Below are 12,810 nucleotides of genomic sequence, written 5' to 3' on the forward strand. Positions count from 1 at the left end.
TTTCACCAATAATATTGAAAAATTATCCCACTTAAATTAAATGGGATAATAAACAAGAGAAATTGTTATTTTAAATAACGAAAATAAAAAATATTTAGCATGATAAATATCGTAATATGCCTTCAGCCGCCTCTCTTCCTTCTGCTATTGCAGTAACAACAAGATCTGAGCCTCGTACAATATCCCCCCCTGCAAACACTTTAGGGTTTGTTGTTTGTTTTGGTATTTCTTGATTATCTGAAATAATAATTCTGCCTGAAGAGGCATATTCAATATTATTTTCATCTAACCATGGGTAATGTGCAGGTTTAAAACCAAATGCCAGAATAACCGCATCAGCAGATAACACATGTTCACTTCCTTCAATAGGAGTTAATGTTTTATCGCTTTGAGTTTTAATAACGCGAATACCAACCACTTTATTTTGGTTATTGACTTCAATATCTATAGGTTGAAGATTAAATAAAAATTCACCACCTTCTTCTTTGGCATTTTTTACTTCACGTTTTGAACCCGGCATATTGCTTTCATCACGACGATAAACACAAGTAACTTTATTTGCACCTTGTCGAATGGCAGTACGGACACAATCCATTGCGGTATCACCTCCTCCTAATATCACCACATTTTTATTTTTAAGGTCGATATAAGGCGTTTGAGGATCTTCATCGTAACCCATTAAATAACGTGTATTCCCAATTAAATAAGGTAGTGCGCTATAAACACCATTAGCATTTTCATTAGGAAAATGACCGCTTAAACTGTGATAAGCGCCCAAACCAAGAAATACAGCGTCATATTGTGTTATTAGGGTATTTAAGGAGACATCTTTGCCTATTTCCGTATTGAGGCAAAACTCGATACCCATTTCACTAAATAATTCACGGCGTCGGATCATCAATGATTTTTCGAGTTTAAAAGAAGGTATCCCAAAGGTAAGTAACCCCCCAATTTCAGGGTGTTTATCATAAACAACGGGTTTTACACCTTGTCGAATAAGAACATCTGCACAGGCAAGACCCGCGGGACCTGCACCGATAATTGCGACCTTTTTATCGGTCATTGTGACGTGAGAAAGATCAGGTCGCCATCCTTGTGCTAAGGCGGTGTCATTGATGTAACGTTCAATATTGCCAATTGTGACTGCACCAAAATCATCATTCAGCGTGCAAGCGCCTTCGCACAGTCTATCTTGAGGGCAAACACGACCACAGATTTCAGGTAAACTGTTTGTTTGATGAGAAAGCTCAGCTGCCTCAATAATACGTCCTTCGTTTGCCAGCTTTAGCCAATTAGGAATGTAATTATGAACAGGACATTTCCATTCACAATAAGGATTACCACAGCCTAAACAACGATCGGCTTGTGCAGAGGCTTGTTGCGGTGAAAAAGCTTCATAGATTTCAACAAATTCAATTTTGCGAATTGCTAATGGCTTTTTGGTTGGCTCAACACGATTTAAGTCGATAAACTGATACACATTCTGACTCATAATATTCTCCTATTGTGCCTGAACGCGTAATTCAGCAGATGAACGACGAGGATGGCCAAGCAACGCATTAACATCACTGGATTTTGGTTTCACCAATTTGAAATGTTGTGACCAATATTCCCATTGTGAAAGTAATCTTTCGCCTTGTTGTGAACCAGTTAGTCTGACATGTTCTGCAATCATGCCACGTAGATGTTCAGCAAGAATGGCAAAGGATGCAACAGGAAGCAACTCAATCGATGAAGTGTTGATCCGTTGTGATAATGTGAGATCTTCATCTAATAGATAGGCAAATCCACCAGTCATTCCCGCACCAAAATTAATCCCTGTTTTACCCAGAACACAGACAATACCGCCCGTCATATATTCACAACCGTTATCACCAACACCTTCAACGACAGCAATTGCGCCAGAGTTTCTAACAGCAAAACGCTCCCCAGCCAATCCTGAAGCATAAAGTTTTCCGCCTGTTGCGCCATAAAGGCAAGTATTTCCCATAATGGTGGCGTGATGACTTTTAAATGCAGAGCCAACAGGAGGTGAAATGACAATACGGCCTCCAGCCATACCTTTACCAACATAATCATTGGCGTCACCCACTAAGGTTAATTCAACGCCTTGTGCATTCCATACACCAAAGCTTTGACCTGCGGTTCCGGTAAAATAAAGTTTAATTGGTGTGGCAGATAAGCCACTTTCGCCATATTTCTTGGCGATAATGCCCGATAATGTTGCTCCCACAGAGCGATCTGTATTACGGATATCAAAATAATGTGTTTGGCTTTTTTGTTGTTCGATAGCATCATAGGTTTGAGCAACAATTCGCTGATTTAACTCGCCTTTATCATAAGTATGATTATTTTTCTGGCAATAAAGCGCATTGCCTGATGGTGAAGTTGCTGTTTCTAACAATCCACTTAAAGAGAGTTTTTGCTGTTTACTGCTAACACCTTCTAGGCATAAAAGCAGATCAGTTCGACCGATTAAATCGGTGATTTTTCTCACACCAAGTAAGGCCATTAACTCACGAGTTTCTTGCGCAATAAAACGAAAGTAGTTAATAACACGTTCAGGTAATCCATGATAATGATTGCGACGGAGTGTTTCATCTTGGGTTGCAACACCCATTGCGCAATTATTTAAATGGCAGATGCGCAGATATTTACAGCCTAATGCCACCATTGGCCCAGTACCAAATCCAAAACTTTCTGCGCCTAAAATTGCCGCTTTAATAATATCTAGACCTGTTTTTAATCCACCATCAACTTGCAAACGAATTTTATGGCGTAAATTATTTGCCACCAGCGCTTGTTGAGTTTCAACTAAGCCTAATTCCCACGGACTACCGGCATATTTTACGGAAGTTAAAGGGCTTGCACCTGTACCGCCGTCATAACCCGCAATGGTGATCAAATCTGCGTAAGCTTTAGCAACACCTGTAGCAATAGTGCCTACACCGGGCTCTGATACTAATTTTACAGAAATCAGTGCAGTTGGATTGATCTGTTTTAAGTCGAAAATAAGTTGTGCTAAATCTTCAATAGAGTAGATATCGTGATGAGGAGGCGGTGATATTAGGGTAACACCAGGTACGGCATAACGCAGTTGCGCAATATAAGGTGTCACTTTATCGCCGGGAAGTTGTCCGCCTTCACCGGGCTTTGCCCCTTGTGCGACTTTGATTTGTAAAACATCCGCACTCATTAAATAAGAGGGTGTTACGCCAAAACGACCAGAGGCGATTTGTTTAATGCGAGAGACTTTATCGGTACCGTAACGTGCTGGATCTTCGCCACCTTCTCCTGAATTTGAAAAACCGCCCAATATATTCATCGCTTGCGCAAGCGCTTCATGAGCTTCTCGGCTTAATGCCCCAATTGACATAGCGGCAGTATCAAAGCGTTTAAATAACTCGGTTTCAGGTTCGACTTCTTCAATCGAAATAGGCGTTGTCTTGTTATTGAGAACTAACATATCACGCAAGGTTGTGATTGGGCGCTGTTGCACAAGATTTGCGTAATGCTGATAGTCTGTATATTCCCCGCTATTTACAGCTTTTTGTAGTGCTTGAACGACATCAGGGTTATAAGCGTGGTATTCCCCTTTATGGGCGTATTTTAATAAACCACCCGCTTCTAAAGGATAACGGGCTAACCAAGCTCGCTTAGATAGATTAAATAAGTCGTGCTCAAAATCGCTAAAATCAGCGCCATTAATCCGATTATCAACGCCTGCAAAACAGAGCTCGACAACCCTATCATTTAATCCGACAGCTTCAAAAAGTTGAGAGCAACGGTAAGACGCCACAGTTGAAATACCCATTTTAGACATGATCTTATACAAGCCTTTATTTATGCCGTTGCGGTAATTAAGCATCACTTGGGCATAGCTTGCTTGCAGGATTTTTCTATCAACTCGTTGAGCTAAAGATTCATAAGCAAGGTAAGGATAAATAGCGGTAGCACCAAATCCAAGTAGTACGGCGAAATGGTGAGGATCACGGGCACTGGCAGTTTCAACAATGATATTGGCATCACAGCGTAAATTATTGTCTACCAACGCTTTTTGTACTGCGCCAACTGCCATAGGGGCAGGAATAGGTAATCGCTCTTTGGTGATGTTTCTATCGGATAAAACCAATAACACAGCACCACTATGAACTTCCTGTTGCGCTTTTGCACATAATTGGCGTAATGCAGTTTCTAGGTTACATTCTGTTGGTTGATAAGTGATATCAAGAAGAACGGATTGGTAATAAGGACTTTCTTGATTAATAAGCTGCTGAAAGTCGCTATAAAGCAAGATAGGCGATTTAAAGCTCAGTCTATGTGCTTGACCTTCCGCTTCGCAAAATACATTCATTTCGCGTCCAATGCAGGTCGCTAAAGACATGACATGGGCTTCTCTTAATGGATCTATAGGAGGATTTGTGACTTGCGCAAATTTCTGTCTGAAATAGTCATAAATAAGACGAGGGCGTTGAGAAAGTACAGCAAATGGGGTGTCATCGCCCATTGAACCTGTCGCTTCTTGTCCATTTTCTGCAAGCACGTGCAAAATGCTTTCAAGCTCTTCTTGGCTATATGCAAACTGTTTTTGATAAGTGGCTAGTAAAGTGTCATCAAAAGCGCGTTGTCCGGTAGCCTCTTGTTCCGGTAACTCTTCAAACGGCGTTAAGCGTTTGACATTGCGCTCTAGCCACAGTTTATAAGGATGACGTCTTTTTAAATCCTCATCGGTTTCGGCAGAGTGGAGAATACGTCCATGATGAGTATCGATAACCATTAGCTCGCCGGGACCGACGCGTCCTTTTTCTCGCACTTCATCAGGCTGGTAATCCCAAATACCAATTTCAGAAGCACAAGTGATGATGTTATCTGTGGTAATAACATAGCGAGCAGGGCGTAAACCGTTTCTATCTAGCGTACACGCAGCATAACGACCATCTGATAACACAATACCCGCAGGGCCATCCCAAGGCTCCATATGCATTGAGTTAAAATCAAAAAATGCTCGTAAATCATCATCCATTTGTGGATTATTTTGCCATGCAGGTGGCACTAACAACCGCATTGCACGAACAATATCCATACCGCCATTGAGAAAAAGCTCTAGCATATTGTCGAGTGAACTTGAGTCTGAGCCACTCTCATTCACAAAAGGGGCAGCACTTTGTAGATCAGGAATAAGAGGTGTATGGAATTTATAGGCACGTGCTCTAGCCCACTGGCGATTGCCTGTAATGGTATTAATTTCACCGTTATGGGCTAAATAACGAAAAGGTTGTGCAAGTGGCCATCTGGGAGTGGTGTTAGTTGAAAAACGCTGGTGGAACAAACAGATTGAAGATTCCATCCGTAGATCAGCGAGATCGGTAAAAAAGCGCGGTAGATCGATGGCCATACAGAGGCCTTTATAAATTGTTACCAAATTAGAAAGACTACAAATATAAAAATCATTATCAGTAATGCGTTTTTCAATACGTCTGCGAGCAACAAAGAGTCGCCTTTCAATATCACTTATCCGCCAGCCAGCGGGTGCATTAATAAAGACTTGTTCAATTAAAGGAAGAGATGAAAGGGCGATACTACCTAGAATATCTGTGTTGATAGGAACTTTACGCCAGCCCACAATAGAGAGTGTTTCACGTTGAAGCTCTTCTTCAATAATAAGGCGACATTGTGTCGCGATATTAGGATCTTGGCTTAAAAATAGCATTCCAACAGCGTAGTTTTTGGCTAAATGCCAGCCTTTTTCCTCAGCAACTAATTGAAAGAAGCGATCGGGCTTTTGTAAAAGTAATCCACAACCATCGCCCGTTTTGCCATCAGAAAGAATGGCTCCTCGATGTTGCATTCTGGCGAGACCGTGGATTGCATTTCTGACAATTTTATGACTGGCTTGCCCTTCAATATGCGCGATCAACCCAAATCCACAATTGTCTTTTTCCTGTGTCTTTTGATAGAGCATTTTTTTGCTTCCTACTTAGTTTACTGGGCACCTCAAAACAGAGCGCAAAAGGAACATTTTGGCTCAAAGTATGTAGGTAAATTTATGGGTGCTCATCGGGTGATGTTGTGTTTGCTTAGCTTGGAGTGTTTTTATATTGCTACGCAATGTCTTTTCAACTTATCGATAAATAAAAATGAGGTCAATGTATGAGGAGATTTGACTAGAATAAGATGAATAAGAGATTTTTTATTTTAATATATTGATAAATAAATAAAATATTCAATTTTTGAAGGGGGGAGTACACTATTTTTAGTGTGATTTATATCACTTTATTTAAGCGATTTCGCTTTATCACATCCTTTAATGATAAAAACGAGTAGTTAGTTATTCTAATGATTATGATAAATTTAGTTTTTTATTGTTTTTATACAATTTGTATAAAAAAAGACAAATTGAGTTTTTTCTAATAAGGTCTATTTATTGTTGATATCGCTATCGTTTATGTAATTAGGTTTTGCATTATTTTTATGAATACATATATCGGAGAGGTTCTTGTTAAGAGAAAATAGAGGATTAAATCAAACAAAGTAATGAGAAATAACCACTCTTAGCAAGATTTCTGAATGTTCGCCACTGCGCCAATTCATTTTTGGGTTATCATTCCATAGATTCAATATATTGGAGTTTTCAATGAAATTGCTCAAAGGGCTTGCCCAATACTACGTTGACTTAATGATGAAGCTGGGGCTAATTCGCTTCTCATTGTTGTTAGCTTCTGCATTAGTTGTTTTAGCGATGGTTGTTCAAATGGCGGTGACATTCTTGCTTGCAGGTGATGTTACCAGTATTGACCTTGTTCGCTCTATTTTCTTTGGGCTGATTATTACGCCTTGGGCTGTCTATTTTCTCTCTGTTGTGGTTGAACAACTTGAAGAGTCACGACGCCGTTTATCTCGTATGGTAGATAAACTGGGAGTAATGCGCCAGCGCGACTTAGAGCTTAACTCTCAATTAAAAGAGAATATTGAGCAATTAAACTTGGAAATTCAAGAGCGTGAAAAAGTTGAAAAAGCGCACCTTGAACTACTCGAAAAACTAAAAAGTGAAATGAAGCGTCGTGAATTGACGCAAATCGAGCTTGAACAGCAATCCTCTCTTTTACGCTCATTCCTTGATGCCTCTCCTGACTTAGTTTATTACCGCAATGAAGATAATGAATTTTCAGGATGTAACCGCGCGACGGAATTACTGACAGGCAAAAGCGAGAAGCAACTTATCGGTTTGACACCACTTGATGTTTATGACGAAGATATTGCAATAAAAGTGATGGAAACAGATGAGAAAGTCTTCCGCCATAATGTGTCACTTACTTATGAGCAATGGTTAGTTTATCCGGATGGGCGCAAGGCTTGTTTTGAACTGCGAAAAGTGCCGTTTTATGATCGTATTGGTAAACGTCATGGCTTAATGGGCTTTGGACGTGACATTACAGAGCGTAAGCGCTATCAAGACGCGTTAGAGAACGCGAGCCGTGATAAAACCACCTTTATCTCAACAATCAGCCATGAATTGCGTACACCGCTAAATGGTATTGTTGGGTTAAGCCGTATCTTATTGGATACCGAGCTTTCGCCAGAACAACTCAATTACTTAAAAACTATCCATGTGAGTGCGATTACGTTAGGAAATATTTTTAATGATGTGATTGAAATGGACAAAATTGAGCGTAGAAAAATTCAGTTAGATAATCAGCCAATTGACTTTACTGAATTTATTTCTGATTTAGAAAACCTGTCTGGACTGTTAGTACAGCCAAAAGGATTGAAATTCACACTGGAAGCAGAAGAAACGCTACCACATAAAATAACTTCTGATGGAACTCGATTACGCCAGATATTATGGAACCTCATCGGTAATGCCGTGAAGTTTACCCAAGAAGGCGAAATCAAAGTGCGCATTTGGCAAGAAGCGCCAGATAAGTTGTTCTTTGAAGTGAAAGATAGCGGAATTGGTATTCCAAAAAGTGAGCTGGAGAAGATCTTTGCCATGTACTATCAAGTCAATGATAGTCAAGGTGGTCGCTCTGCAACGGGAACGGGTATCGGACTTGCTGTCTCAAAACGCCTAGCACAGCATATGGGCGGTGATATTCGTGTTGAGAGTGAGTTAGGTGAGGGTTCTACCTTTACCCTCTCTATCGTCGCTCCTGCGATTGAAGAGCATCACGATATCGAAAGTGATGATGAGTTCTTATTACCGGCTTTAAATATTCTTCTTGTAGAAGATATTGAACTCAACGTAATCGTCGCCTGCTCTGTTTTAGAAAAACTGGGTAATACTGTTGATGTAGCAATGACAGGGCAAGAAGCATTATCGATGTTTAAGCCTGATGAATATGACTTAGTGCTATTAGATATTCAATTACCGGATATGACAGGGTTCGATATTTCAAGAAAATTACGTCAAGAATTCGATAGCAATGAACTTCCTCCTCTTATTGCTTTAACTGCAAATGTTTTGAAAGACAAAAAAGAGTATTTGGATGCGGGAATGAATGATGTGCTAAGTAAACCACTTTCTGTGGATGCGCTTACCGCGATTATCAATAAATTCTGGGGGGATGGTGCGGTTTCTGTGCCATGTAATGAGTCATCGGAATTGTTGAGTAAAAATGAAGAATTATTAGATATAGACATGCTGAATCAATACATCGAACTTGTCGGGCCTCAATTAATCACTGATGGTCTAGATGTTTTTGAGAAGATGATGCCAAGTTATATGTCTGTCCTTGAATCTAACCTAACGGCTCGTGATGAGAAGGGGATTTCTGAGGAAGGGCATAAAATTAAAGGTGCAGCAGGTTCTATAGGTTTAAAACATTTACAGCAACTCGCTAAACAGATCCAATCATCGGAATTACCTGCTTGGTGGGACAATGTACAAGAGTGGGTAGATGAGCTAGAAAGAGATTGGAGAAAGGATGTGGAAAGTTTAAGAAACTGGTTATCAGACGCTAGAAAAAAATAACCCCAACCGAAGGTTGGGGTGCGCGAATACTGCGCCAACACCAGGGAAACTTTTCTATCCGCTTTTTTTGATTCTCATTACATAGGCGAATAGGATGAAACTATTCCATACATCATACAAGCAACAAAATAGCAAAGATAAGTTTTTTTGTTACAAGAAACATTTAAATATGTGATGCCGATTGGTGTTTACACCTATAAATGGGTAACTAGTAATCTACTACAAACGGAGAAAGATATGAAATCAATTGCGGTAATTTTAAGTGGCTGTGGTGTGTTCGATGGGAGTGAAATCCATGAATCAGTGCTCACAATGCTTGCTTTAAGCCAAAATAATGCTGAAGTTCATTATTTTTCACCTAATGATTTACAACCAACTGTAATTAATCATATTACAGGTGAAGAAAAATCAGAAAAAAGGAATATGATGGAAGAATCTTCTCGTATTTCTCGTGGAAAAATCTCCCCTTTATCAGAGGCAAAGGCTGAAAACTTTGATGCTGTCATTATTCCTGGTGGTTTTGGTGCGGCGAAGAATTTGTGTAATTTCGCAACAAAAGGAAGTGACTGTGAAATTAACAAAGATCTCTTAAGATTTGTACAAGCGATGCATCAGCAAAATAAACCATTAGGGTTAATGTGTATTGCACCTGTAATGTTACCAAAAATGTTAAATTCTCCAGTAAAATTAACAATTGGAAATGACGCAGAAACAGCACATGCAATCGAAAAAATGGGTGGCATTCATATAGATTGCACTGTTGATGATATTGTTGTTGATGAAAAATATCGTGTTGTCACAACTCCTGCGTATATGCTTGCACAATCTATTGCACAAGCACAGGTAGGTATTGAGAAACTGGTTAAGAAAGTCCTTGAAATGGCATAAACGATAGGTAAAAACAGCAGATGGTACTGGTGAGAAAGTTAAAGAAACTATTAATTATTTTAATTGCTTTATGGCTGTTAACAGTTGTGCTGTTTTCTTTTTTACCTGTGCCTTTTTCTGCTGTTATGGCTCAAAGACAAATTTCTGCTTGGAGTGAGTTTGATTTTTCTTATGTATCACATTCCACTTGGGTAGATGAAAAAGAGATAGCATCAGTGATGTATTTAGCCGTGATTGCTTCTGAGGATCAAAATTTTCCCAAACATTGGGGCTTTGATTTTGATGCTATTGAGAAAGTTTTCAAAAAAAATAATAACAACGGGAAAACATTACGTGGTGCATCAACGATTTCTCAACAAACTGTCAAAAATCTTTTTTTATGGGATGGTCGTAGTTGGATAAGAAAAGGGCTTGAGGCAGGTATGACGCCTGTTGTCGAGCTTATTTGGTCAAAAAAACGTATTTTAACCGTATACCTGAATATTGTTGAGTTTGGTGATGGGATCTTCGGTGTAGAGCAGGCTTCCCAACACTATTTTAGAAAGCCAGCGAAACAACTCACAAGTCATGAGGCCGCATTACTAGCCGCAGTATTACCTAATCCGCATATTTACCATGTAAATAAACCTTCTGCTTATACTCTAAAGCGGCAACAGTGGATCTTAAATCAAATGCGGCTAATGGGGGGAATTAGCTTCTTAAAGAAAAATAATTTGTCATAACTCTATAAGGTTTGAAATATCTTTCTATTAGGCTCAGCAATCTTCTCTGATAGCTTTGTTATCGTAGAGGGATCGTTAGATTGCCGAGACTGAATACGAAATTGTGAAGGCGTCATGCCGTATTTACGTTTAAAAGCATCGCAAAAATAGGCATTACTGCCAAAACCACAGCGATGACTTATTTGAAAAACAGAGTAATTAGAAAATGTCAGGTAATTTAAAGCAATTCCCATTCTGACATCCAGTAATAGCTGGCAGAACGAGACACCTTCTTTACTTAAATGCCGACGTAACGTTGATGGCGTTGTAAAAAGTGTTTTAGCCACATCTTCTAAATGCCATTTTTTTTGCGGATCTTGCGTAATTAAATGCGTAATTGCCTGATTTTTTGGTTCATCATAGTTAAATCGGAAGATATTTAAAATATCGATACCTTCTTGATACACCGCCATCAAAATAAAAAACAAGCATTGCTGCATAAACATGGTTTCTTGAGATGGAGAGCCATGTGGAAGTGGTAAGCACTGCTTTAAAATTCCAAAATTACTTTTTATCACTTCAGGCGTTGATAAATGGTAAGCAGGTAAGTGACTTGTTAGTGGTGAACTAGATTTAATTAAAGGCTTCAATAAAGAGAAAACAGATTGAAGTTCTGTTTCACATAACACAAGCGTGTGTAGTTCAATCGATTTATGCGTAAATTGGCTGACTATATCGCAAGAGACTTGACTGTATTTAGGAATAATAAGCGTTAAATGGCTGGATACATCAATAGTTTGTCCATTGATGCAAATCGTACCTTTTGCGCCACTAACCATCGCTATCATCGGGTTTTCGATGTAAAACGTTTTTAAAGACATTTGGTTAGAGGACAGGATGTGTTTGTATTCCATGATCTCCGATATACCGTAGGCAAGTTAAGCATTAATCTTGCTTAAATGAACAATACTCAAAATTAGCTCATTTGTTGTATAAACTGATAAGCCACGTCTAGAATAATAAATAGAGAGATTATTCTAATTTAAATTAGTGTTGTCATGCAAAGCAGAATGAGAGTGAAGCAGAATATAATCTTGTTGATAAAATATGACAATATAGATATCTGCTCATTTTTTACATTTATTTTAAACAGTGTCATTTTTTCTAAATAAATTGCTATTTATTCAAAACGCATTTTTCGTAATAAGGTGTAGAATCGCGCGTCACAGACGAAGGAGATTATTCTGTTCTTAGGATATCGCTGTTTGTCTTTTATCCACACCCTATCCAACATTCATTAGCTTATTTTCTATTTGATTTTGAATGACTCAATCTTATGGATAGCGCTGTATGTATTCACGTATTTTCCTGATTTATTGATAATTTTGCCGAATTGGCAGGAGTGAGTATGTCTGACTTTTCAGGGAAGGGTTGGCTTGCTGAAATCGTTTTACGTTATGAAGTAAAACGCGAAATAACACGTCTTACAGAAAAGCGCCATATCGGCCCATTAATGGTTCAGCGTCCTTTTTATCCTGAGCAAGGTATTGCACACACTTATTTGCTTCATCCTCCTGGCGGTGTGGTCGGTGGTGATAAACTATTGATTAATATTGATGTGCAACCCCAAGCTCATGCATTGCTCACAACACCCGGAGCCACTAAGTTTTACCGTAGTGCTGGCGGTGTTGCTCGGCAAGTTCAAACCTTAAAAGTGGCAGCTAATGGTTTTTTAGAGTGGTTACCTCAAGAAAATATCTTTTTTCCTGAAGCCCAAGTTCGCCTAGAAACACATATTCATATTGCATCTACTGCCAGATTTATTGGCTGGGAAATTCAATGTTTTGGTCGCCCCGTTTTAAATGAGTGGTTTGAAGATGGCAATGTAAAAGGGCGTTTAAATTTCTATATCGATGAAAAACTGACATTAACTGAGTCACTTTTTGTCGATGGTTTACAAAAAAGATCAGCCGCCATGCGTGAGTTTCCGATGCTGGGATCACTTTATATCTATCCCGCAACGGACGAATTAAAAAACCTTATTCAACAAAGTATCGAGGCTTTCTCCGCTTCTTACGATCATGTTATCGAATATGGTTTAACGGATGTAGACGGTATTTTAGTTTTACGGTTATTAGGCTCGCAAACAGAGCCGATGATGGCGTGTTTTGCTCAAGTTTGGCAAACCGTCAGACAACACTGGTTAGGGTATTGCCCTGAGCCGCCTCGTATATGGGCGACATAATCGTT

General features: G+C 39.2%; 7 protein-coding genes. 4 read left to right on the plus strand and 3 right to left on the minus strand.

Annotated elements, in window-relative coordinates; genetic code table 11:
* Positions 1-94: 94 nt before the first annotated feature.
* Both NBG71_RS10955 and gltB read right to left on the minus strand, forming a co-directional pair.
* The gene (locus NBG71_RS10955; RefSeq protein WP_099660007.1) at positions 95-1,492 is read right to left on the minus strand and encodes a glutamate synthase small subunit GltD family protein; all 1,398 of its coding nucleotides are present in this window, start codon (positions 1,490-1,492) and stop codon (positions 95-97) included.
* Positions 1,493-1,501: 9 nt separating this feature from the next.
* The gene (gene gltB / locus NBG71_RS10960) at positions 1,502-5,962 is read right to left on the minus strand and encodes a glutamate synthase large subunit (protein ID WP_250916855.1); all 4,461 of its coding nucleotides are present in this window, start codon (positions 5,960-5,962) and stop codon (positions 1,502-1,504) included.
* Positions 5,963-6,634: 672 nt separating this feature from the next.
* Between gltB and arcB the strand changes: the two genes are divergently transcribed.
* The 3 genes from arcB to mtgA all read left to right on the plus strand — a co-directional run bounded on the left by arcB (position 6,635) and on the right by mtgA (position 10,581).
* Positions 6,635-8,971 (plus strand): aerobic respiration two-component sensor histidine kinase ArcB, encoded by a 2,337-nt coding sequence (gene arcB / locus NBG71_RS10965; RefSeq protein WP_075671413.1) that lies wholly within the window; start codon positions 6,635-6,637, stop codon positions 8,969-8,971.
* A 237-nt stretch (positions 8,972-9,208) separates the two neighbouring features.
* Positions 9,209-9,859, plus strand: coding sequence for an isoprenoid biosynthesis glyoxalase ElbB (elbB, locus tag NBG71_RS10970; RefSeq protein ID WP_075671411.1), 651 nt, complete (start codon positions 9,209-9,211; stop codon positions 9,857-9,859).
* A gap of 20 nt (positions 9,860-9,879) precedes the next feature.
* The gene (gene mtgA, locus NBG71_RS10975; RefSeq protein ID WP_196563737.1) at positions 9,880-10,581 is read left to right on the plus strand and encodes a monofunctional biosynthetic peptidoglycan transglycosylase; all 702 of its coding nucleotides are present in this window, start codon (positions 9,880-9,882) and stop codon (positions 10,579-10,581) included.
* 2 nt (positions 10,582-10,583) lie between these two features.
* Here the strand turns inward: mtgA and NBG71_RS10980 are convergent, their stop codons facing one another.
* Complete coding sequence (locus NBG71_RS10980; protein WP_075671407.1) at positions 10,584-11,474, minus strand: AraC family transcriptional regulator; 891 nt, start codon at positions 11,472-11,474, stop codon at positions 10,584-10,586.
* Between the two features lie 494 nt (positions 11,475-11,968).
* On the opposite strand from NBG71_RS10980, the gene NBG71_RS10985 reads away from it, so the two are divergent.
* Complete coding sequence (locus NBG71_RS10985; protein WP_075671405.1) at positions 11,969-12,805, plus strand: urease accessory protein UreD; 837 nt, start codon at positions 11,969-11,971, stop codon at positions 12,803-12,805.
* The last annotated feature ends 5 nt before the right edge of the window (positions 12,806-12,810 follow it).

The sequence above is a fragment of the Proteus sp. FZP2095 genome (genome assembly GCF_023701425.1).
Lineage (GTDB): Bacteria > Pseudomonadota > Gammaproteobacteria > Enterobacterales > Enterobacteriaceae > Proteus > Proteus cibarius.

Coding starts and splice junctions, on each gene's coding strand:
- NBG71_RS10955 (WP_099660007.1), bottom strand. CDS start 1,492: ATGAGTCAGAATGTGTATCAGTTTATCGACTTAAATCGTGTTGAGCCA.
- gltB (WP_250916855.1), bottom strand. CDS start 5,962: ATGCTCTATCAAAAGACACAGGAAAAAGACAATTGTGGATTTGGGTTG.
- arcB (WP_075671413.1), top strand. CDS start 6,635: ATGAAATTGCTCAAAGGGCTTGCCCAATACTACGTTGACTTAATGATG.
- elbB (WP_075671411.1), top strand. CDS start 9,209: ATGAAATCAATTGCGGTAATTTTAAGTGGCTGTGGTGTGTTCGATGGG.
- mtgA (WP_196563737.1), top strand. CDS start 9,880: ATGGTACTGGTGAGAAAGTTAAAGAAACTATTAATTATTTTAATTGCT.
- NBG71_RS10980 (WP_075671407.1), bottom strand. CDS start 11,474: ATGGAATACAAACACATCCTGTCCTCTAACCAAATGTCTTTAAAAACG.
- NBG71_RS10985 (WP_075671405.1), top strand. CDS start 11,969: ATGTCTGACTTTTCAGGGAAGGGTTGGCTTGCTGAAATCGTTTTACGT.